Annotated in this window: 21 protein-coding genes and 1 tRNA gene; 6 read left to right on the top strand and 16 right to left on the bottom strand. The window is 41.7% G+C overall.

Going from position 1 to position 23,660, the window contains the following annotated elements:
- Positions 1-187 precede the first annotated feature (187 nt).
- The gene (locus B8983_RS02900; RefSeq protein ID WP_084282502.1) at positions 188-1,189 is read left to right on the top strand and encodes a calcium:cation antiporter; all 1,002 of its coding nucleotides are present in this window, start codon (positions 188-190) and stop codon (positions 1,187-1,189) included.
- A 15-nt stretch (positions 1,190-1,204) separates the two neighbouring features.
- Here the strand turns inward: B8983_RS02900 and B8983_RS02895 are convergent, their stop codons facing one another.
- The gene (locus B8983_RS02895; RefSeq protein ID WP_084282500.1) at positions 1,205-2,539 is read right to left on the bottom strand and encodes an NAD(P)/FAD-dependent oxidoreductase; all 1,335 of its coding nucleotides are present in this window, start codon (positions 2,537-2,539) and stop codon (positions 1,205-1,207) included.
- 302 nt (positions 2,540-2,841) lie between these two features.
- Here B8983_RS02895 and B8983_RS02890 point away from each other — a divergent pair, with 302 nt between their 5' ends.
- Positions 2,842-4,536, top strand: coding sequence for an amidohydrolase (locus tag B8983_RS02890; RefSeq protein ID WP_159460794.1), 1,695 nt, complete (start codon positions 2,842-2,844; stop codon positions 4,534-4,536).
- A gap of 18 nt (positions 4,537-4,554) precedes the next feature.
- Positions 4,555-5,517 carry a tripartite tricarboxylate transporter substrate binding protein gene (locus tag B8983_RS02885; protein WP_084282496.1) on the top strand — a complete coding sequence of 321 codons (963 nt, stop codon included), beginning with the start codon at positions 4,555-4,557 and terminating at the stop codon, positions 5,515-5,517.
- On the opposite strand, the gene B8983_RS02880 is transcribed toward B8983_RS02885, so the two are convergent.
- From B8983_RS02880 to B8983_RS02865, 4 genes are read right to left on the bottom strand one after another with little or no spacing between them, the layout of a single operon-like run.
- Complete coding sequence (locus B8983_RS02880; protein WP_084282494.1) at positions 5,514-6,260, bottom strand: SDR family NAD(P)-dependent oxidoreductase; 747 nt, start codon at positions 6,258-6,260, stop codon at positions 5,514-5,516. The genes B8983_RS02885 and B8983_RS02880 overlap by 4 nt on opposite strands.
- A gap of 26 nt (positions 6,261-6,286) precedes the next feature.
- Entirely contained in the window at positions 6,287-7,279 is a 993-nt protein-coding gene (locus B8983_RS02875) for a substrate-binding domain-containing protein (RefSeq protein WP_084282493.1), read from the bottom strand.
- Between the two features lie 8 nt (positions 7,280-7,287).
- Entirely contained in the window at positions 7,288-8,409 is a 1,122-nt protein-coding gene (locus B8983_RS02870) for a zinc-dependent alcohol dehydrogenase (RefSeq protein ID WP_084282491.1), read from the bottom strand.
- A gap of 3 nt (positions 8,410-8,412) precedes the next feature.
- Positions 8,413-9,699: an aromatic ring-hydroxylating dioxygenase subunit alpha gene (locus B8983_RS02865; RefSeq protein WP_084282489.1), complete on the bottom strand. Its 1,287-nt coding sequence runs from the start codon at positions 9,697-9,699 to the stop codon at positions 8,413-8,415.
- Positions 9,700-9,824: 125 nt separating this feature from the next.
- Here B8983_RS02865 and B8983_RS02860 point away from each other — a divergent pair, with 125 nt between their 5' ends.
- From B8983_RS02860 to B8983_RS02850, 3 genes are read left to right on the top strand one after another with little or no spacing between them, the layout of a single operon-like run.
- The gene (locus B8983_RS02860; RefSeq protein WP_143736075.1) at positions 9,825-10,130 is read left to right on the top strand and encodes a non-heme iron oxygenase ferredoxin subunit; all 306 of its coding nucleotides are present in this window, start codon (positions 9,825-9,827) and stop codon (positions 10,128-10,130) included.
- A gap of 20 nt (positions 10,131-10,150) precedes the next feature.
- On the top strand, positions 10,151-11,104 hold the full coding sequence (locus tag B8983_RS02855; protein ID WP_159460793.1) for a Bug family tripartite tricarboxylate transporter substrate binding protein: 954 nt from the start codon (positions 10,151-10,153) through the stop codon (positions 11,102-11,104).
- Positions 11,105-11,136: 32 nt separating this feature from the next.
- Positions 11,137-12,126, top strand: a complete 990-nt coding sequence (locus tag B8983_RS02850; protein ID WP_159460792.1) for a Bug family tripartite tricarboxylate transporter substrate binding protein — start codon at positions 11,137-11,139, stop codon at positions 12,124-12,126.
- 36 nt (positions 12,127-12,162) lie between these two features.
- On the opposite strand, the gene B8983_RS02845 is transcribed toward B8983_RS02850, so the two are convergent.
- The 11 genes from B8983_RS02845 to B8983_RS02800 form a co-directional block, all read right to left on the bottom strand.
- Complete coding sequence (locus B8983_RS02845) at positions 12,163-12,387, bottom strand: hypothetical protein (protein WP_084282480.1); 225 nt, start codon at positions 12,385-12,387, stop codon at positions 12,163-12,165.
- A complete protein-coding gene (locus B8983_RS02840) occupies positions 12,388-12,618 on the bottom strand; it encodes a helix-turn-helix domain-containing protein (protein WP_084282478.1) in 231 nt (76 codons plus the stop codon).
- A 171-nt stretch (positions 12,619-12,789) separates the two neighbouring features.
- Positions 12,790-12,886, bottom strand: a tRNA-Sec gene (locus B8983_RS13980).
- An 8-nt stretch (positions 12,887-12,894) separates the two neighbouring features.
- On the bottom strand, positions 12,895-14,802 hold the full coding sequence (gene selB / locus B8983_RS02835; protein WP_084282476.1) for a selenocysteine-specific translation elongation factor: 1,908 nt from the start codon (positions 14,800-14,802) through the stop codon (positions 12,895-12,897).
- 4 nt (positions 14,803-14,806) lie between these two features.
- Positions 14,807-16,240, bottom strand: a complete 1,434-nt coding sequence (gene selA, locus B8983_RS02830) for an L-seryl-tRNA(Sec) selenium transferase (RefSeq protein WP_084282475.1) — start codon at positions 16,238-16,240, stop codon at positions 14,807-14,809.
- Entirely contained in the window at positions 16,240-16,992 is a 753-nt protein-coding gene (locus B8983_RS02825; protein WP_084282473.1) for a GntR family transcriptional regulator, read from the bottom strand. Before B8983_RS02825 ends, selA begins: the two co-directional genes overlap by 1 nt.
- Positions 16,992-18,482 carry an FAD-dependent tricarballylate dehydrogenase TcuA gene (gene tcuA / locus B8983_RS02820; RefSeq protein WP_084282471.1) on the bottom strand — a complete coding sequence of 497 codons (1,491 nt, stop codon included), beginning with the start codon at positions 18,480-18,482 and terminating at the stop codon, positions 16,992-16,994. The genes B8983_RS02825 and tcuA overlap by 1 nt, the downstream gene beginning before the upstream one ends.
- Positions 18,483-18,495: 13 nt before the next feature.
- On the bottom strand, positions 18,496-19,860 hold the full coding sequence (locus B8983_RS02815; RefSeq protein ID WP_084282469.1) for an MmgE/PrpD family protein: 1,365 nt from the start codon (positions 19,858-19,860) through the stop codon (positions 18,496-18,498).
- Positions 19,861-19,878: 18 nt separating this feature from the next.
- On the bottom strand, positions 19,879-20,868 hold the full coding sequence (locus B8983_RS02810; protein ID WP_084282467.1) for a tripartite tricarboxylate transporter substrate binding protein: 990 nt from the start codon (positions 20,866-20,868) through the stop codon (positions 19,879-19,881).
- Positions 20,869-20,872: 4 nt separating this feature from the next.
- Positions 20,873-22,243 (bottom strand): MmgE/PrpD family protein, encoded by a 1,371-nt coding sequence (locus tag B8983_RS02805; RefSeq protein WP_084282465.1) that lies wholly within the window; start codon positions 22,241-22,243, stop codon positions 20,873-20,875.
- Between the two features lie 12 nt (positions 22,244-22,255).
- Positions 22,256-23,653 (bottom strand): MmgE/PrpD family protein, encoded by a 1,398-nt coding sequence (locus tag B8983_RS02800; RefSeq protein ID WP_084282463.1) that lies wholly within the window; start codon positions 23,651-23,653, stop codon positions 22,256-22,258.
- Positions 23,654-23,660: the final 7 nt, after the last annotated feature.

Genomic DNA, 23,660 nt, shown 5'->3' with positions numbered 1-23,660 from the left:
CCTCAAAGCAATCAACTATTTATCTGCATTTTAATGTGTAGAAAAAATAATTATTCAACTTTTAATTTCACCTTATCACAACTCATCATCGTTGCTTTAGTGAATTATTAGTCTGATACCATTGCATTGTTAATCGAAGTAATTAATCAACAATTCAATTTCTTATCGAGTGAGCCAGGATTCAAATATGGAATTTTTTAACAGCACAATCGGACTGATCCTCATGGCAGTCGGCTTAATCTTTTTTGTACTCTTGGCTGTTCACTGCGCTGAAGTAATTGCCCACAAAACAGGAGAACCCTTTGGTACCCTTATTTTAGCTGGTGCGGTTACTATTATTGAGGTTGCATTGATCGTTTCGATGATGCTCTCAAAAGCAGCTAATTCTGAGTTTATTGCGCGAGATGCTGTGTTTAGTACCATCATGATTGTGCTAAACGGTATCATCGGAATCAGCATTATTGCCGCTAGTCTGAAAAAAAACATTTTAAGCTTTCAAAGTGATGGCGTAAAAGGTGCTTTTGGAGTGTTGATTGGTTTATCGATTTCTATTTTTATTTTCCCTTCTTTGACCCAAGGAGGTGGTGAATTATCGTTTAGCTCCAAGCAACTCTCCTTCATGGGAATCACTTCTCTGGTTTTATATGTGTCTTTTTTACTTTTCCAAACGGTGAGTCATAAGGCATTTTTTATTGACCCTGAAGTAGCAGAAGAACACCATGACATTCCAAGTAACAAAAAAGTACTGATCAATGCTCTAATTTTGCCGATTGCCTTAGTATTAGTTGTTCTTTTAGCCAAAAAACTTAGCCCGTTTATCGAGACTGAAATTGCCAATGCTGGCTTACCGACGTCTATTGTGGGGGTGATTATTGCCCTACTAGTCCTTTTACCTGAAGGTATTACAGCTATCAAAGCCGCCTACAGTAATAACCTTCAAAAAAGTTTAAATCTTGCTCTCGGATCGGCTCTTGCAAGTATTGGGCTGACGATTCCTGCGCTGTCACTTCTGGTCATCTTGTTAGATTTACCTTTGAGTCTGGGGCTGGACCCACTAAACAGAGTGATTTTATTGACCACCTTAATCCTTGGCGGCTTAACCTTATCGACTGGGCGTACAACTAGACTGCAAGGAATTATTCACCTCATTATTTTCTTGGAGTTTTTATTCCTCACAGTAGAACCCTAAACTAGGTGAACAAACTTAGTGGAGTTTGACGATGGAGTGGGTTCGACGATGAATCAGGCGACTGATAGTATCTAAAATAACTTTTACCCAGCCATGCAAAGCTAATTGATGCATTTTATATAAGCTGACATACATCAGTTTAGCCATCAAACCTTCCACCATGAGGCTGCCGCCAATCAATCCCCCCATCATGCTGCCTACGCTGCTGTACTCTCCCAATGAGACAAGTGATCCAAAGTCACGATAAGCATAAGGTTTGAGCGGCTTTCCATCCATGATCTTTTGAATTTGGGCATAAATATGGTCTGCTTGCTGATGAGCCGCTTGCGCTCTTGGTGGTACTGTTTTTACACGCCCTTCACTATCCGTCGTCCAGGGGCAAGCGGCACAGTCACCCATCGCAAAAATATTTTGATCACGAGTGGTTTGTAAGCTCGGCAATACGACTAACTGATTAATGTGATTGGTTTCAAGCCCACTGATCTCTTTGAGAAAGTCAGGTGCTTTCACACCAGCGGCCCAAACAATCAGTTCGGCTGGAATTTCTTTGCCATTGGCTAGGCAAACTTGCTGTGGTTGAATATTTTTTACTTGTGAACTGGTCATTACTGTGACACCTAAATCCACCAAGAGCTTTTCGGCTGCGCTGGAAATTCGATTCGGTAAAGCGGGTAATATTCTTGGACCAGCCTCAATCAGAATGACCTTAATATCTTTTTCAGGATCAACGCGATCCATCCCATAAGAAATAATCGCTCGAGTATTTCGATGAAGTTCTGCTGCCAACTCAACCCCTGTTGCACCTGCACCAATAATTGCAACTTGTAATTGATGAGGTGCTAGCGGTACCTGCTGAGACTGAGCCCGCAAACAAGCGTTAATCATCCGTAAATGAAACCGTTTCGCATCAACTAGGGACTCCAAACGTTGAGCATATTGCGCCACGCCTGGGGTTTTAAAGTCATTGGTTAAACTACCGATCGCCATAATCAAGGTATCGTAAGGAATTTGTTGAGATGGCGTAACTAATTCACCTGATTCATCAACAAATGGTGCCACGTGTATTTGTTTATTCTCACGATCAATACCAATTAACTCACCTAAGCGAAATTTGAAATGATGCCAGTGCGCCTGCGCGATGTAATCCAGTTCTTGATCAGCGAGATCCATACTACCGGCCGCAACTTCATGTAGTTTTGGTTTCCAAATATGAGTACGGTTTTTATCGACTAAAGTAATACTGACCGACTTCAACGATTTTTTTTTGCCGTAACGATCGCCGAGTTTCGTCGCTAATTCGAGACCACCAGCGCCACCGCCAACAATCACGATACGATGTTCATTTTTCATAAGCAATTGAAACTTTTATGGAACGCAATCAAAATATAGCCATTAAGTTTTCACCTCAACAGCCCCCAAATTACCCAGCGCCTAAGAATGTAAATAAGTACTAATCTCTATGTTACCTCATGGCGCTTATGGTAATCTGCCTTAATCAGGCTTAAAAGTTACCTTTTTAATGAAATTTATCGTGGCAGATTGTTCCAATTTGGTGCGAAATGAATCAATAATCAAGGTTTTTCAGCGTGATGACCTTAGTAGTTTAAAAAAATAAACAAGAACCCATGAGGTTCTTCATGATGGGGACAAGTATGAAATTATTAAACAGGTTTCATGATGAGTATCTGCATTTTTTTCAATGCAAAACAATAAAGACTATTTCAATTTGTTTATTGTTTTTCGCTAATTCTGCGATAGCTCAAACCGCGGCTGATTTCATTTTATACAACGGTAAGGTAATTACCGTGGATCAACAATTTAGAGTAGTACAAGCAATTGCTATTACTGGCGATAAGATTCTTGCCACAGGAACCAATCAGGAAATGTTGCGCTTAAAAACTAAAGCAACTGAATTGATTGATCTCAAGGGTAAAACAGTGATTCCTGGATTAATTGATAATCACGCTCACTTTATTCGCTCACCTGAACATATGGAATTGCGCTTAGATGGTGTTTTGTATCGTAAACAAGCCATTCAAATGATTCAAGAGGCAGTTGCTAAAGCAAAGTCCAATGATTGGGTCATCACCATCGGTGGATGGTCAAAAACACAATTTCTCGATGACCCTAGAGGCTTTGATCTCGCAGAACTGGATCAAATTTCTAAAAATATTCCGATTGTTATTCAAGAAGTCTATCTAAGAACCTACTTAAATTCAGTAGCCATAGAAAAATTAAATTTAAATGAAAATACCCCAGATCCTCGGGGTGGAAAAATCCTCAAAACCTCAACAGGCAAACTCAGTGGCATAGTAGAGGGCGCTGGTGGGGTTGCTTTTATTGCCGAAAAACTGCCACTTCCAAATCCTCAAGAATGGCAAGAGAACGTCAAGCAATATACCAAGTATTTAAATCGCTTAGGTATTACCTCTTGGTATGATGCTGGTGGCCGAGGTTTAGATGAACGGCACTATCAAGCTTATCAAGCTTTAGTGGATCAAGGTAAGCTAACCGTCCGAGCCTTTTACACCACCATGCGATCACCATCAACGCCCCAAGACGTTGATAAAACATTGCTAGAGGTGACGACCCAAAAACCATTTCAGGGAAATGATTTTTTTGACAATATTGGTTGGGGTGAATCGCTCTATGGTCCAGCCTCGACGACATTGCTAAAAAACGACTACAAAGTTCAACAGCAGCATATGGAGCAAGTGAGGCGAATGATCAGAGCAATTGCCACAAGAGGACTTGCCCTCAACGCTCACGTAGAAATGGAAAATGCCATTGATGCTTATTTAGACGAGTATGAAGCACTCCATAAAGAAATTCCAATCAAAGGCTTGAGATGGAGCTTTTCGCACGTGGATCAAATCACCCCACAACAAATTCAACGGATGAAAAAATTAGGTATCGCGGTTGGCTTACATACCCGTCCGATTATTCAGGGTGAACTGATGCAAGATGTCCATAACGAGCACTCTAAAACTATGCCGCCTTTCAGATTAGTGCAAGATAGTGGCATTACTTGGGGCTTGGGTTCTGACGCAACAGCAGTCACAACTGCGAATCCATTTTTTAATTTAGACTTCGCAGTGACCGGCAGAATGGTCAATGGTAAAAAAATTAACTACCAATCAGTGACCCGCGAGGAAGCACTTATTGCTCACACTAGAAATAATGCCCAATTTTTATTTCAAGAGAATAATCTTGGTTCACTTCAGCCAGGTAAGTACGCTGACTTATTAATTCTCAATAAAGATTACTTAACCGTACCACTGAAAGAAATTCGAAATCTTTATCCAATTGCCACGATGGTTGCAGGAAAGTTTGTCTTTAAACAATAACCTTACGATGAATCAATCATGATAAAAATCAAACTCACAATCTTGTTTTTGCTTTTGATTCTTAGCCCTGCTAAATACGCTATAGACTACCCCATTAAACCGGTAAAAGTGATTGTTGGATTTCCACCTGGATCGGGGGCAGATGTTTTAGCACGTGTGGTTAGCAACAAACTTTCGGAATCAATGGGCCAACAATTTATCGTTGAAAACCGACCAGGGGCTGGCACCAACATTGGTACGAATGCCGTCGCCAAATCTACCGCTGATGGCTATACCATTCTTGTGATGACCGTTGCGAATGCCATTAATCCTGCTCTCTCTACCAATCTTCCTTTTGATATTGAAAAAGACTTTTCTCCAATCGTCTTAGCTGGTTTTGCCAGTAATGTTCTTGTCATTAACCCAAACTTAGGTGTCAAAAATATTACTGAGTTTGTCGAGCTCGCAAAATCAAAACCTGGCAAACTTACGTTCGGATCTAGTGGCTCTGGGACATCACCTCATTTAGCGGGAGAATTATTTACCAGTAAATTGGGGCTCAATATTGTTCACGTACCCTACAAAGGAGGTCCACAAGCATTAACTGACCTGTTAGGTGGTCAAATTGATTCATTATTTGTGATTACATCAACCGTCTTGCCGCATATTTCATCTGGCAAATTAAAAGCAATTGCTGTGGCAGGCCCCAAAAGAACGCAACTACTGCCGGATTTGCCAACGCTTGATGAGACCGTAATTCCAAACTTTGATGTGAGTACCTGGATTGGCTTTGCTGTACCTACTGGGACACCCAATGAAATTATTGTCAAACTCAATCAAGAGATGAATAAGGCATTAGATGCCAGTGACGCTCAAAAGAAACTGATTGCCCTCGGCATCGAAACAGTTGGTGGCACTCCGAATCAATTAAAAGTATTTCTAAAAGAAGACTTAAAAAAATGGGCCAACATTGCAAAAATTGCCAACATCAAGACTGATTAATTATTCATAAAAACGCCACCATTAACGTGCATTGATTGCCCCGTAATGTAGCGTCCTTCCTGACCACTGAGTAACATCACCATATTCACGACCTCAGAAGCTTCGGTGAATCTACCAAATGGAATTCTCGACAAATCAAATTGAAATGGTTTAGACGGATCTCTCACCGTATTCGCTGGACCAGGAGCTAAGTAATTAACATTAATATTATATTTTGCAAACTCTAAAGCTAAGGCTCTCGTTAAACCAGCCAGTCCAGCTTTAGCGACTGAGGAAGGTGAGCGATTCGGTACTGGCATATGCCCAAACATGCCCCCCATATTAATAATACTGCCACCACCACTTTGAATCATCAAAGGAACGACTGCTTGGGTACAATGAAAAGTACCATCTAATGTGACTGAGATCGTTCTTTGCCAGTCTGCGTAATCTAGCTCTAAAAAAGCCTGGGTTGCATGTGTAACGGCGTTATTAATCAGGATATCTATACGCTGATATTCCTGCTTAACGTTTTCGATCATCTGATCCACTTCAGCACGTTGCGTAATATCTCCAATGCAAGCAATTGACCGACCACCAATTGCCGCAATCATCGAGAGCGTTTCATCTAACTCAACGGAGTGGGTCCTAGCATTGATGGCAACATGTGCTCCACGCTTAGCATATTCAAGCGCCATGGCACGACCTAAATTTTTGGCACCACCAGTAACAAATACTACTTTATCTTTGAAAAAGTTTGTCATCTTTACCCAACCCTCTACTCATCAATTTAGATTTTAAAAAACTCCAAAGACTCAGGCGCAAACAAATCAGCTACTTCTAGTTTTGTGGGCGACAAGCCTTGTTCATGGTGATAGCGGGTAAAAGTCTCTAAGGCTTTCATATTCCCTTCCAATCCATAAGACCACCAATCATCCCCAAATAGTCTTTTAGCATCCTCAACGTGGGCGGTTAACCACGGCAACATCGTTTTTAGTGCCGCAGTCTCATATAAGTCCTGGTAAGCAATTTTTTTCGCTTCAAGAAACGCTTTCATCAGCGACTGAGCAACCCAGCGATTTGCTTCATAAACATCCCGACGAATTACCACTACGTGCATAATCGGAAAAATACCAGTTTCGTGAAAATAGTTCCGTTCAACCTCAGGATAATTTTCAAATAAACGTAGCACTTTCCCATCACCTTTTAAATAACTAGAAGGCATCCGGGCAGTATATAAAGCATCTAACTCCCCTTCATAAAGCATTTGAGAAAGTGTTTGATCTGGTCCGATAGGACTTACTTTAATATTTTCTGGCAAGGTCAACTTGATTTTTTCAATCCGTCCAGTTTCTTCTTCACCCCCAAATAAATAGGGTTGAGCATCTACAGGAACTCCATAATGATCTGACAAAATGCCACGAATCCAAACGGGGGCTGTCATTTGATATTCAGGGCTGGCAATTTTTTTACCAATTAAATCCTTGGGAGACTTGATACCACTATTCGCATTGACATAAATACAGGAGTGCCTAAAAAATCTAGAGGGATAGACCGGAATTGCAATAAATGGTTTTTCAGGCTTCGTTAAAGAAATACAATATGACGATAGTGACATCTCTGAGACTTCAAATTCTCGATACCGTGCCATTCTGAAGAAAGTTTCTTCTACTGGCAGGTTTAAAAAGTTGAGGGCGACACCATCAACCTGCACACGCCCATCCATTAATGGACGCATGCGATCATAGTCCCAGCAAGCAAAATTTAAAGGCAAACGGTTCATTATGTATCCTAAGTTTGGGTTGTATCTACATTGGGGTCAATGACCATATGAATTGGTTCTTTAACACTATTACCCACGAGACTATTCAGTGCCAAGTCCGTTTCATATAATCCTAATAAATGAGTACTCATTTCTTTTACAGCATATTTATCACTATGTATGAGTTGCAAAGCTAACTCAACCGATTCATAACTGTGGCCTCTCATCCCTTTAACAGTTAAAAATTTAGCAATAATCTGGTCACTATCAAACTCTGGAATTTTTTTTCTTTTTTGTCCACCTAGAATCACCATCCCTTTTTTTCTAGCCAAAGCAACTGCTGTAATTACAGAGTCTGTACCACCAGAAGCACAATCAATTACTAAATCCGCCATGAGTCCCCCTGTTAGCTCCCTAACAGTTTGAACCACATCGACTTCACCCAACTCAATAATGTGATCAGCTCCTAATTTTTTCGCCAGCGACAAGCGTTTACGATCTGTGTCATTCGCTAGACCACTAATAACAATCTTGCTTGCTCCAGCAGCCTTTGCAGCAACAACACAGGCTAAGCCCTGTTGTCCTGGACCTTGAATCACAACGGTTTGACCAGGTCCTGCGCCCCCTTGTAAATAAGTCCACTCAATACCATTCGAAATAGGTAATGCTAAAGCGGCATGGCGTGCATTTAAACCATCTGGTACTTTATGGAAAACCGTATTAATGTGAAGATACTGGTAGTGGCTATATCCACCCCAAAATCCCGGTGCCACATTCAGACCAGTAGCACCATAACGCATACCACCCAGACGCCAATCGGTAGCGTCACATAAGCGAAAGTCACCACTTCGACAAGCATGGCATGTACCGCAAGGAATGTATTCCTCGAGGGCAACTAAATCACCCTCTTTCAGGCGCCATTTCTCTTTCGCTAATGAACCCATCGACTCAATATAACCAACCGTTTCGTGCCCTAAAATCAAGGGACCGCGACTCGCTGGTAAGTTTTGATAATAGCCCCAATCACTACCGCATACTCCAGTTGCTGCAACTTTGAGTAATCCTGATTCTGAAACGATCGAGGGCTTTTCAAATTCTTGAATTTCAGTATGATTGGCAGCAAGTGCCACCGCAGCTTGAAAAGTAGTCATCGATTAAACCGTCACGTGAGGTTTTCCCGGAACAGCAATAAGTGCATCAGCGGCAGCTTCCTGAAATTTTTGATCACGGGGTAACAAGAATGCTGCCGATCGAACGCGTTGTGACTCAGGGCTAGACCCTGGTGGCATTTGGCCCTTTTCTAAAAGAGCTTTTCCAGCATTCATTAGACGTCTACGCGCCATTAATATGCCATTATCTGTAGAAGTTAAATTCTCTTTCGTACGATCCTGAATAGAACCCATACTTTCTTGCAGTGAAGCATCTTGCATTGCAATGCCATCAATTCCACTAAAACTTATCCCGGCTTTTTGCGCGGCACGGTCCATCAAATAATCATTCGATTTATTTTGCAGTGGGATGTAAGTGCCAGGAATATAACGCACATGAATCCCTTTGCCCTCGCTCATCGCCTGTACTTCTTTGTCGGTCAAGTCACGATTTGGGTGGTAGTCAAAACTCCAAGCCCAGTTCTGATGATCATTAATTGGGACCCAGAAATGCCCGTGGATTGGATGATCGCCGCGCGGAGGAATAATCGTATAGGCAGGGAGTAACCATTGTGTAATTCGCCAATAATACTGATTATCCTCAGCATTTCTTCGCACACCGATATTTAATCCCCCGGCAGATTCAACCACTTCAAATACAGGTTTTAAATCGCCAAAGTTATATTGATTCCCTTTTGATCCCTGAAATAGTGGGTCAGAATTTAAATTTTTACCATGTAACCAGGTGACATGACTTGAATCGATGCCACCTTCTAGGGCCTGTAACCAATTCGTTTCTTGCAGTCGTTTCGAAATAAATCTTCTCTCTGGAGGGGCAAGAGCAAACTCATACTCAGGTAACTCTGGTTGATGCTCTGGAGGCCCCATATAAATCCAGATCACACCGCCTCGTTCTACAAGTGGGTAGGACTTTAACTTGATTCTGTCGCAAAGCTTACTTTCTTCAGGCTCAGATGGAATCTCAACACAATTGCCATTGACATCATATTTCCAGCCATGATACGGGCAACGAATACCATTCTCTTCATTTCTCCCAAACCATAAAGAAACACCACGATGAGCACAGAACTCATCTATTACGCCTAAACGACCACTAGAATCTCGAAAAGCTAACATCTTTTCTGATAACAATTCGAGTCGAACCGGCGGACAGTCCGGCTCAGGTAATTCTTCTACAAGTAATGCGGGATGCCAATATCTCCTAAACAAGTCTCCCATCGGTGTGCCTGGACCTGTTTGAGTCAGAAAATCATTTTGTTCTTTTTTTAACAAACTTATCTCCATATTTGATCAACGGGATGCATATTAACCCCAATATTTATAACTATTATCTTAAACTATAATTTTTTTGTACCTGAGTTAAAACATTTATTTTTAAATTTGGAATTGAGAAAAATTTGAATAAAATTGAGTTGTGCAACATTTCAGATGTAGCAATTGGTCAAGCCTTAAAAGTTGAAAAGGATGGACTGGTTCTTGCAGTTTTTAATGTTGAAGGTGAATATTTCGTCACGGATGATTTATGTACCCATGGCCCTGGCTCACTGTCCGAAAGTTACATTTTGGATGATATTGTCGAGTGTAATTTCCACAATGGCGCATTTAATATCAAGACCGGCGAAGTCGTCTGTGCTCCCTGCACTGAGCGACTCAAGACATATGCAGTGAGCATTGAAAATAACTCAGTTTATATCTCTGTCTGAAAATGACTTCGAGATCCTACTTGCATAAATTATTATTACTTGGTCTCTTTTTCACGCACTCCATCTTTGCTCAGAATCTCAATACTTGGCCAAATAAGCCAGTAAAAATTATTGTGCCTTATGGCGCAGCGGGTAGCTCAGACACTTTAGCGAGAATCATTGCTGATCAACTCTCTAAAGTGTTTAAACAAACCTTTATTGTAGAAAACAAACCAGGCGCTGGCGGAACTATTGCTTCTGAGATGGTGGCAAAGTCAGCTCCTGATGGATACACCCTAGTCATTTCAGGGATTGGGTCTCACGTGATTGCACCATTTCAATATGCGAATAAATATGACCCAGTAAAAGACTTCACACATATTGCTTTTTTAGGTGGCCCTCCGTTGGCTTTAGTTGTCAATCCTAACCTACCCATTACTGATTTAAAAAGTTTTGTAAACTACGCAAAATCGCAAGCGAACGGTATGGTCTATGGCTCACCAGGTATCGGCACCCATGGCAATATTATTGGTGAATATTTTGCAGAAATTAACAACATTTCTCTTGTTCATGTTGGCTATAAAGGGGGTGGAACTGTCGTCAATGATATTGCTGGAGGTCAACTTCCTGCTGGTTTCATGACTCTTACTTCGGCAAAATCATTAGTCATGGGTAACAAGCTACGCTTAATTAGTGTCAGCTCCGCGAAAAGAATAACTAACTTTCCTAAAACACCCACTTTCGAGGAACTAGGTTATCCCAAACTTACTTCGACCACTTGGTTTAGTGTCTCAGGTCCAGCAGGTATGCCAAGCAATATTGTAGAAAAATTAAACATGGCAATTAATCAATCCATGCAAACACCCCAAGCTCGAGAAAAATTAGAATTTGAAGATATGGAATTTACCCCCATGACCCCACCAGAATTTAATAAATTCTTTCAAAATGAAATCAGCACATGGGGTCCGATTGCCGTAAAAGTTTTACCAAAATAACCCCTTATTCAACCGCTAACGAGAAATATCTCATGAAAAATTTATTTTCCAAATCGATTGCTAAGAATTTTTTATGCAAGTTGGTTATTTCAACCAGTTTGCTAGTTTCATTAGTAGGTCATACTGCGCAAACTTACCCATCTCAAACCATTAAATTCATTGTCCCCTACTCCCCAGGTGGATTGCCGGATACTGTAGCTAGACAATTATCTGTTCTGCTTGGGGAAAGTTTAGGGCAAACAATTATCGTAGAAAACAAACCTGGTGCCGGTGGGATTGTGGCAGGTCAAGTGGTTAAAGCCGCCCCTGCGGATGGTTATACCCTGCTAATCACGGATACTATTTCCTACAATACAAGTCATTTGGTAAGTTCAAATTTATCTTTTGACCCTAGAAAAGACTTTAAAGCGATTGCTATCGTTGCTAAAGCACCTAACTTTTTAGCTATCAGTCCCAGCCTGCCAGTGAACAACCTTAGCGAATTATCAAAATATATTAAAGACCATCCTGGAGAGATCAATTATGGTTCCTCTGGCATTGGTACTCCTCACCATTTAGCGATGGAGGCTTTAAAGCTTGCGCTCAATTGGAACATTAACCACATCCCATACAAAGGCACAGCTCAATCGGTCCCTGCTTTAGTAGGAGGTCAAGTACAGGCATTATTTGCAGCCTATCCTTCTTTGATTGGCTTTGAGAAAAATGGCAAGGTAAAAATCATTGGCGCATCGACGATTAAACCGTCCAAAATTGCCCCTGAAGTACCTGCCCTTGGTGTCAATATTCCCGGCTATGAATATGTGCATACCATTGCTATTTTTGGTCTAGAGAGCTTACCAAAACAAGTAACCACCAAACTGAATCAAGCCTTGAATACTGTGGCATCACAGCCGAAAGCCATTGAGAACTTTAAGTCGATGGGGATTGAATTAGAAATTACAGGACCAATAGAATCTGCTAAATGGGTCAAAGAAGAAAATGAGCGGATTAATGCCCTGATTAAAGAGGCAAAAATCTACTAATTCACTTGATATCAATTAGCACAGTCGCAGCGCTCTTCACACAGATGTTTTGAGCTTTACAGTGAAATCAGCGATACCCATCTTAAACAATAGCTTGGCTGCAGCATCTAAGGTTTTGAACTCTCGAGTCTCGCCTTTAGCCGTCTCTAACGCTCGACCATCGGCAATGACCATATATCCTTGCGACATCACCCCAAAGTGAATTGATACACGCTTTAATGCTTGAGCATTGATTAATATCTTCATATCGTACTCATTCATTTAAGGCTCCATTTGGTCAAATAGATCGCCCTGAGGAACTTTCACAATTAAATCACTAGGTTCAATCCGAAGATAATCGCATAACTTTGATAGCACCTCACGATCAAAACTGTTGACTCGATCGAAGTAGTATCGATCGATGGTTGCTCTAGCAATACCCGTGGCACGGCAAACATCGGCTACTTTGATGCGTTTAGCACCCAAAATTGTGGAAAGACGGCAAACTATCATTAGATTCAATCATAAATTAATCGATATCGATTAATTTATATGTTTTTAAGATGAATTACAAGTATTTAATTACCTTCAAGATGATGGGTTAGATAAAATCACCAACAGACTACTTATCAAATGTAAAGTGCCTCTAGAGTGAGCGCATAAACAAGCAATGATGCGAATTATTGGCGGAAAAGTATGGGAGTCGAACCCACCAAGGACTGTTCTACAGCCCTTCCCAGATTTGAAGTCTGGACGTCCCACCCGGGATCGACACTTTTCCATGCTACATTACAAAAACACCTTTGGATCTCTAATTATTCTATAGTCTTGCACTTGACCACTTTTAGAATCTTTTTTGACGATTCGCAAGGTAAATCCTATCTTATCAAAAGCTTCAATAATAAATACCACTCGGTTACGCCCGATATTGAGCCGATTTCTAAATTCAACCACAGTAATTTGTTCTTGCTGATTGAATATCTCTTGGAGAATCATCCCCATTTCCTTCATCGTACTGAACAGATAATAAATATCATTGCTCACCCAAACCAAGAACTGCTGTTGCGTCGCTTTTTTAAAAACAATTTTCAGAATAACTTCCGAAACTCTTAACTCTTTTGCGATATCTCGCATAGGTGGCGGATTGAAACCCGCACTCTGTAACTTTAAAACGGCTTTATCCCAAATGACCTTCTCTTGCTCAGAAAAGGTCACACTCTGATTACTTAGAGAATATCGAGCTCCAATCAAAACTATTTTTTTCAACTGAACCAACTCATCAAGAAAAACTTTAAAAAGTTTTGTGTCAATTTTTGGTTTCAATAAACTACGTAAGGGTTCTATCCCAACCACCTTCTCATCCGCTGCAAGATACTCAACTACCGCTTTTGCCATTTTTTCAAATAGTTGCTCAGAGAGATAATAATTTTGTTGATTCGAAATTAGCTGATAAGCATTCATATCCTTTGCCGCCACTTTCAGCAACTCCGGAGCATCATTAAATGACTGCACCCAAGGCTCAAATGGAATGGGAGTATTTGCGGTACGAATAATGTCTTGAAAAACTTGCTGTGGATTTTTATTCACTAATAATTTTAAAAATTCTAGGCGATCCTGATGCTTCCGACCACGCCTTGGTGGTGTTATATCGAGAACCCGACCTCCAGCCAACGAAAACCGAGCGCTCATGTCACGTAAAATAAAATGATCACTCCAGCACATGGAAAGTTTTTTTTGTAAGACAAATTGGACAAGTGCCGATTGACCAGCCAATACCTCATGCTGATTTAACAATATGAGGCGCGCACTGGTGTAATCCGTGCCGTGATGTAATAGTAAAATTTCACCATCCCTAATTTTTTGTTTTGCATCGAGCGGCATGTCAATGATGGCGTCAAAGACTTCAACTTCCTGATTAAGTTCTTGCGCGACTAACCAGTCTCCACGTTGTACTTTTTCTAAATCTACTCCTGTAAGTACAATCCCACACCGACTTCCAAATCCAGCCCGTTCTACACTTTTACTTTGCGCATGAATCGATCGTACCTTCACTGGGATACCCTGTGGCATCAAGAGCAATTGATCTCCAAGGGCAATCTCTCCCGACTGTATCGCTCCGGTAATGGTGACACCCATCCCTTTAGAAATAAAAACACGATCAATTGCTAATCGAAAATAGGGCTTGATCTGTTCATGGGTTAAAGGCAAATGAAATAAGTGCTCTCTTAAAATTTCAACACCCTCATGGGTAATATTAGAAACTTTAAATATCGAGGCGGATGCGTATCTCGTCTGAGCAAGTAGATTTTCTATCTCAAATTGAACGATATCCATTTGTGGCTGATCAACCATATCAATTTTGGAAATTGCCACACAAAGATCTTTCACTCCTAAGAGTTCCAAAATCCTAAGATGTTCAATTGTTTGAGGCATGATGCCATCATCAGCAGCAACTACTAATAAACCATAATCCATCCCAACTGCACCAGCAACCATGGTATGCACAAATTTCTCATGTCCAGGAACATCGACGAAACCAATCATCTCTCCATTCTCAGATTGCGTATAGGCAAATCCTAAATCAATGGTGATACCACGTTTTTTTTCCTCTGGTAATCGATCCGTATCAACCCCTGTCAGTAACTTAACAAGAGAGGTTTTACCGTGATCAATATGACCTGCTGTACCAATAATCATCTGCTTAAGAGAGGTTCAATACTGCATGATGAATCGCTGCTATCAGAATCTCTTCCTGATCTTCCCGTAAACAACGTAAATCAAGTATCAGTTGTTGATCTTTCATTCTGCCAATCACCGGTACAGTAGATTTTCTTAATAATTTTTCTAGACGCACGACTAATTTTTGCGAATTTTTATTACCACCTGAAATCACTATCGCGCAGGAGGGTAAGAGATCAACAGGTAAGGAACCAGATCCAATTTGAGACATGACCTCCAGAGCATCGATCGTTAAGCCTTTCGTCTCTACAATACTTCGTACTGACGTTACAAGGCGTAAAGTTTGCGTCAATATTTCTGCTCTAGGTCTCGTTAATTGTCCCAACACCACCAGACGTTCCGGCAATTTGGCTGGGTTGCGATATAAATGCAGCACCGCTTCTAGAGCAGCTAGGGTTAATTTACTAACACGCAACATCCGCTTGAGAGGATTCTTCTTAATTTTATGAATTAAATCCCGACTGCCCACAATCATGCCACATTGTGGACCACCTAACAATTTATCACCACTAAAAGTAACCAGATGAGCGCCACTTTGTAGGGCATCCATAGGGGTTGGCTCCTTGGGTAGGCCATATATCGACATATCCACTAAGCTACCAGAGCCAAGATCAACCACGTAGGAAATATCATGCTCTGTGGCAATTCGGCCTAAAACATCATCTTCGACGTGCGCGGTAAAACCTTGTACAGCATAATTACTGGTATGCACTTTCATGATCATCGCGGTCTTTGGCGTAATCGCTTCGACAAAGTCTTTCGCATGGGTTCGGTTGGTAGTACCAACTTCCACCAGTTTTGCGCCGGCCCGCTTCATGATGTCAGGGATACGAAAAGAACCACCAATTTCAATGAGCTCTCCCCTAGAAATAATGGTTTCTTTTTTCTCGGATAAAGCGTGTAATAACAAAAATACAGCGGCGGCATTATTATTTACGACGGTCGCTGCTTCTGCTCCCGTCAACTCACACAAAAGTTCCTCAATCAGTTGATCTCGGTCTCCCCGCTTCCCTTCACCCAGATCGTACTCTAAAATACAAGCCTCGGAAGCGGCTAAAGTTAAAGCATCAACTGCTTCCTTCGGCAGTACCGCCCTACCCAAATTGGTGTGTAAGACAGTCCCCGTCAAGTTCAAAACAGCTTTTACTTTTTTCTCAGCACGCTGGGTTAATTTTTTCTCAATGCGCTGCAAGTAATCAGCGTCTACGAAGTTTGCAGTTGAAGCCTCATTGAGTAAAGTTTGCCGAACTTCTTGCAGTACTAGTCGAATCACTTTCGTCAACTCGGGTAAGCCATAAATACTTTGAAATTTCTCTGCTGATTGTTGAATTAAATAGTCTACCGAGGGCAACTTGGCCATACGGTTTTCTGAGGTTTGATTACTTGCGTTCATCATCACTTTAATTCATCGTGTGAATCCTCAAACATCCGTTTAATCCTAAAAGCATAGGCATTTTGGATATGTTTTTTAGCAGACTCCTCGGCTAAATTAGCATCTCTTAATTCCAGCGCTTTGACGATTTTCTCGTGATCTTCTAAGTTTTCTTGCACACGTTTTTGATCCATTAAACTCGATTCACCTAATAATCCAAGTGCATCATGTATTGGCTCCAACATTTTCAGTAAAAAGCGATTATGCGCACATAAAGAAAGGGCTTCATGAAATTGGCGATTTTTTTCTGTAATTAAATGCGCTGGCTTACCAGATTGAATTAAATCAGAATATTGATCATGTAAATATCGAATCCACGAAATTTCTGTATCTTGGGCATTGCGGGTTGCTAATTTAGCAGCAGTGCCCTCTAGCACTTCTCGCATGACAAATAGTTCCGTCACAATGACATGATCAAACTCCACGATCATAAAACCACGTTGACCATTTTCTGCAGCCAAACCTTCGACTTGAAGTCTAGCTAAAGCTTCTCTAACCGGTGTTCTTGAAAAACCAAGCATCTCTGCCAGCTCATTTTCGATTAATCGATCACCACTTCGAAAGCGTCGTTGGCGAATCGCTTTTCGAATTGCTTGGTAGGCTTGTTCGCTAAGAGACGTTGAATCCTCTTTGGTGGATCTTTTTTTAATCGATTTTTTTACATCAGCCCCTTTGGGCTGATGATCTGTTGTTACAGGAGATTTTGAAGACGCCATTAATTTGCTTGTGCTGCAGTACCGGCAGAGGTACCAGCAATACGTCCAAAGATAGAGCCTGATACCAAGCCTGTACCACTTGGATAATTGAAATAGAAGATACCGCCAACCATTTCACCGGCACAATACAAACCTTCAATCGGCTTAAAGTTCACGTTCAATACTTGGCCTGTATCAGCCACTGTGCGGAGTCCGCCAAAGGTAAAGGTGATACCACAAGTAGTTTGATAAGCCTCATAAGGTGCCGTATCAAGTGCTTGGGCCCAGTTTGTTTTCGGTGGATAAATATTTTCAGTACCTTTACCATCTAACACGGTATGGTTAAACTTAACCTCATGATTCACGTTCGCATTATAGGCATTTACAGTATTTAAAAACTCTTTAGAGTTAACACCCTCTAATTTTTCTGCAAGTTCCTCTAAAGTATTTGCCGTGACCTTGGTGACAAACTTAATGCGGTATTCATTTCTGAGAATATCTTTCACTTTTGAGTCAAACACCTGCCAAGCAAATTGACCGGTTTGCTTTAACACTTCCCCACCGTATTTTGCATAAGTAAATGAATGGAAATCGGCACCTTCATCCACAAAACGACGACCTTCAGCATTAATCAGTAGACCAAAAATATAACTATGCTTTTGGAACTTGTCGCCCACATTCACATCACCATATTCTGGTGCATTGCGATCCCAACCAGTCGCATGGCAACCCGACCAGTTACCGTAAGGTGCGGCACCAATATCTAGGGCCATTTTCAAACCATCACCTTGATTAAAGCGAGTTCCCCTCACTTTTGCAAGTTCCCAACCTGGGCCTAAATATCTCGTTCTCATTTCTGGGTTTGCTTCAAATCCACCGCAGGCAAGCACCACGGATTTTGCATGATACTCAATCAATTGATCACCTGACTGTGCTCTTACCCCAGTCACTTTAATCCCATCAAATATTAATGAATTCACACGTGTGTTGTAGACAATATCAATCTGCTCTTGTTCCGCAGCTTTGTCTAAAAAGTCAACTAGACCTGCACCACCACCTGAAACTTCAATAGGAAGACGTCCGAAAAATTTTCTCTTACCGTCTATGAGCGCAGATTGTCTTCCAAAGTTTGGTACAAAACGAACCCCTTTACTACGCAACCAGACCATCGTCTCAAGACTTTGACGGACTAAAATTTCAGATAATTCTGGGTCAGTACGAAACTGCGTTAAGCGAAATAAATCATCAAAATACTCATCCGTTGTATTCGTGCCAAAGTCAGTTTCAGCGATTTCTTTATCTGTAATATCTGTCACTCTTTTGAGGTCATCAACAGTTTCATAAGCAAAGCGCATCACACCACCCGCAAAACGACTATTGCCACCATGCTCATCACGACTCGCGGCCTCAATCATTAAGACGCGAGCACCCGTATCACGAGCAGATAAAGCGCTACATAACGCAGCATTACCCTTACCAACAACGATTACATCATATTTATTTTCACTCATTCTATTTTCCTATTTAATTAGTTTTTAGTAATTCAGTTAAATTTCTAACATCTTCAATCGATTCAAATTGCGTAATTAGTTCGTAAGCATGGGTGATCGCATCTTGCGACAGCACTCGCCGCGCACACAGTTCAAACTTCGCCTGTAGACGATCTTGTGGCAAAGGGTTGTCAGAAGTTCTACCCAATGGTTCTTGTACTTTCGCTTCAAAAACTCTGCCATCTTTTAACTGAATACGTACTTGTCCGCCGAAATGATTGTCTGGCGAAAACTGTGTATCCCCATACGGTTTCGCTTGAATTTTTTGCATCAACTCAAGAATTTTTGGAGCAGAATATGCAGATTCTTCAAAATGTTCGATTGCCACACAACCATCCGTTAAAGCTCTAGCAACGACATATTGCACGCTAAATTTCGCATCCAATTCACTTTTTGGCAAAGGTCGGTTAGTGTGTTTCAAACGGCGCTCATGAATCCAGATATTAACTAACTCAATCTCATCCACCTGTATTTGGTGTGTTTGATAGATGTCGATGGCACAGTCAATCGCTGGATGGGTACTACCACAACAGGGGTATTGTTTAATGGCAATGCCTGGCTTCACAATATCAAACGGCGCTCCCCAGGCTTGCAAGCCTTTATCAATGTCATAATTACCAGCACCGTTATACACCTCTAGAAAGCCTTGAGGATGTTCAAACACATCGACTTTATTTGCGGTAAAACCTTGCTTCGCTAATTTGGCGGCCAGCAATCCTTCCCTCGCACAACGGCCAATATGCATCGGCTTTGTCATACTACCAAAATTCGCTTTTAGGCCAGAAGCGCCTGATGCAGCAATCGCTAAAGCAACTTTGGTTTGTTCTTGGGTAAGTTTGAGTAATTTAGAACAAGCGGCAGCAGATCCAAAAACACCTAAGGTAGTGGTCGGATGCCAACCTTTTGAATAATGATAAAAATTAACCATCATTGCCAATTTCGTCTCAACCTCAAATCCCGCAATATAAGCAGTAATAAATTCTTTACCGCTTACTTTGATTTCATCTGCCAAAGCAAACAGTGCTGGCAAAATAGGGACCGAAGGGTGACCACCCATCGTATTATTACAGTCATCAAAATCTAATGCATGAGATGCTGTACCGTTCACTAAGGCGGCATCAAGAGCAGAACAACGCTGATTGGTCCCGAATAGAACAGCCGGTCCAGTAGACCCCTCTAATACGCTTGACAAAATAGTTGCGCAAGGCTCATTAGCGCCAGCCAGCGTTACGCCAACGGTATCCAAGATACCTACTTTGGCCCAATGCAACATGTCCTGATTAATTTGTTCAAAATCTAATGCAGTAACATTCGTGGCAAAAAATTCTCCGATTGACATCCTTTTTCCTTAATACTTTTATATTTGAATTTTTAATGCGTTGATGACATTACGCCATTTTGTTACTTGAGATTTGATGAACTCACCAAACTCTTCTTGCGAACTCCCCACTGCAACGGAACCATCAGTTTGAAGTCGTAGCGCAATTTCAGGCGTTCTTAAAATTTGTACAATTTCTTTGTTCAGCTTATTTACAATTGGAGCTGGTACCTTCGCAGAGGCACAAATACCGTACCACCCCTGCACCTCGTAATCTTTCACACCAGCTTCTTGCATGGTTGGTATATCAGGTAAAGAGGGAGAGCGTTGCGGTGTTGTGACCGCAATAGGTCGCAAACGACCAGTATTAATGTGGCCATGCGACTGTAAGATAGTGGAGAACAGCATATCAATTTGCCCACTAATCACATCATTCATGGCGAGAGAGCCCCCCTTGTAGGGAATATGTAGCATCTCTGTTTTGGTTGATAAGCTAAATAAACCACCTGCTAAGTGACTAAACCCACCAATCCCAGAGGATCCATAGGTTAAAGTTTTTCCATTCTTTTTAGCATAAGCGAGTAATTCGGCAACACTGTTGGCTGGTATATTGGGATTGATCACTAGCACATACGGTTGTCGTGTCATCTGGGTGATCGGAGCTAAATCTTTGATCAAATCATAACTTTGATTTTTTAGAAGCGTGGCATTCACAGAGTGACTTGAAGAAATCATCGTTAAGGTGTAACCATCGGCAGGCGCCTGAATGGCGCTTTCGACCGCAATCGTCCCGTTCGCACCAGGTTTATTATCGACCACAACAGATTGGCCCCAGGCTTGGGTTAATTGCTGTGCAACAGATCTAGCGGTAATATCCACCCCACCCGCTGGCGCAAAAGGACACAGGATACGAATGGGCTTTTTAGGATAAGTATCAGCTACATTTTGCTGAGCAAATGCTTGCGGCATAACCCCATAAGCTCCTGCTAAAGCCATTAACTCCGTAAATCGTCTTCTATCCGGATTCATTGCATTAGACTTTCTTTAGATAAATTAAATCGGGCAGTGAACCCAGTCTTGATACTTGTTCGAGCTCATTTAAACTGTCCCACCAAAGTTCTTTAGTGACTAAACTTCCTTGTCCTGTTAACTGAAAAAATCTATTTTTTAAACCAGCGCCGGTTAACGGTTTAGTCGGTGAACCCGTAAATTCATCAGACCATCTTTCGATCACTTTGCCGGATTGCAGAGTAATTTTTAGCAAAGAAGACCAAGCCGTATTATTTTTATTCGGGGTGATGAATGGAGTTAAAGTCATTGCTTGACTCATCTTCGTAATGAAGGCATCCGTTAAGATCGATTCATTCATATTTTCAGGTTGATAAGGATCTCGATACAAGGCCCAGGCCACACAAAATGGCAAACTATATTGCGCTTGTTTCACATCACTTGGTTGCCGAATAACATGGTGACTTAAGACTTTATCGGAGACCTCTACATCAATTTTACTGACTTCAGCGGCAGTAAATGAATGCTCTTGCATCAGGATTCTTAAAGATTCAATCGTGGTATGGGAGGTCACATGACAAGGAAATGCTTTTAAACAAATTTTTTGAGTCTCCCAAGCACTTCCTAAATCTTTAGTTAATAACTCCGGATTCGAATTACTACAATAACTCTCTAAAAAACCAAAGTGCCCCTCTAAAATATTTTCTGGCCCTTCCAATCCCTCTTTAGCCAATCTTGCCGCAACAATGCCAGCTTCGGCAGCGCGCCCAAGATGTAAGCGCTTCACATCGGCTCCCTTGTTTGCCTTGGTAAAGGCTAACAAACCAGCAGACATCGAACCAGCAATCCCTAGTGCTGCGCTTAGCTGTGAAGGATTGAGTTTCATCAATATGCCAGCAGCAATAGCACTGCCATACGGACCAGTTAATCCTGGCGCATGAAACCCTTTTTTCTCACTAGTATGCAAGGATGCGGCACCGATGCGAAACATCACTTCGCAAGCAATAATGACTGCATGCATCAGCTCGCTCCCGGTCGCACCAAGCTCTTCTGCTACCGACCAAGCAGGCGCCACAATCGTGGCACCGGGATGTACTCCAGCGCCAGGTTTACGTAAACTATCTTGCTCAAAAGCATGGGTAAATGAACCATTTGCTAAAGCAGCTGCAGAGGCATTTAAACGCGTATTTGCCATACCAAAAACACGACTACTACCACCAGATCCAACTGCAGTAGCATATTTTGCGATGGCCTGACTCCATGGGAATTGACTACCATAGGTTGCAACTCCAACGGTATCTACAATCACAGACTTTGCCATTGCTTTTACATCATTTGGAATGCTTGTTAGCTGTTGTTCAAGGCAAAAATTAGCGAGGATTTCTGAGGCAGTCATTTACCGAAGTTCCTATTGAATAGCTAACAAAGCAGTAATTGATTTAGCATCCTCTAATTTTTCTAGATGAAGAATCTTGTCACACAGTTGCTCGGCTTGAGACTTCGGCAATGCCTTGGTAGCTAATAACATAAACTTATTAACGATATCAGCTTCACTTGCAAAATTATGTTCGCTACCCCGTCCAGATTCAACGGTCGCATTTAATTTAGTACCATCTTTTAATTTCACTTCAACATGAACCTTATGTCTAAACTTTGATCCTAATTTAGTAATTTCGTCATCATGCTCTACCCGTACTTTTTCTGAAAGCGCCATACGCGTTGGATCAGCAACCATCGCGTCAGTAAACTCATCAACAAAACATTCGCCCTCTAATAAAAGAGTCGCAACGCAATACGGTAAATTCAATTGAGCTGAAGTTAAGCCCTGTGGAATATATTTCCAACCTACGTGATCCATCGTGACCTGAGAACCACGCACAACAATTTCATCAAGATCCTCTGGTCCAAAAGGATGTTGCTTTTGTAAAATACGAATCGCATCAAGCGTCGTGTGGTTACTCCCCACGCAAGAATAAAACTTCAGGGCAATCCCCATCGTTTGCCACACTTCACCGAAACCAGCTGTGAGCTGTTCCAAGTCAAATCGATCGGTAGAGCGTGAGAAAGTAGTGCAATACCCACCGTATTCACTTTCTAATACATTTTCAATTCCCGTAAAACCATTTTTGGCTAGTAATGCGCCATACAGGCCACTTTGCGCTGAACGTCCAGCATGCATCCGCTTCACCATCGCACCGTATTGAGCTGCCATGAGGCCTGCCGCTTGGGTACCGGCGATACCTAAAGCATGAATGGTTTGTTGGGCATTGAGGCCAAGTGCTCTCGCTGAGCCGGCCGCGGAGGAGAAAACACCAACCGTTGCACCTGAGTGCCAGCCCTGAGCAATATGTTCTTGGCCCATACAAATACCTACGCGTGGTCCGATTTCATAACCAGCAACCGCTGCTGTTAAAAAATCTAAGCCACTCATGGATTTTTGTGTTTCTACAATCCCAAGTAGACCAGGTAGCACGACTGCGCCGACGTGGAGCACACCCTGACGATGCACATCATCTAATTCAAAACCTTGAATTTGAGTACCATTCACCAAGACGGAATGCGGCAACGACAAATATTTATTTGTACCCCAAATATTAGCCACCTTGGATTCATCAACACTAGCTAAGGTACTTTGTAAAATTTGAATCCATTCTAATTTTTGGCCATACAAACTACAGCCAATAGAATCTAAAATCAGCAATTTAATCCGCTGAAGCACATCGGAAGGAATGTCGTTCGCTTGTAGATTACTAACGAACTCTGCTATCCCTTTTGTATAGGGGTTATCTCTTGAATCGTGACTCAATTGTGTC

Origin of the sequence: Polynucleobacter kasalickyi, assembly GCF_900176405.1 — a bacterium.
Classification (GTDB): domain Bacteria; phylum Pseudomonadota; class Gammaproteobacteria; order Burkholderiales; family Burkholderiaceae; genus Polynucleobacter; species Polynucleobacter kasalickyi.
Note: the sequence above shows the minus strand (reverse complement) of the source record. Positions and strands in the feature narration are given on the sequence as shown.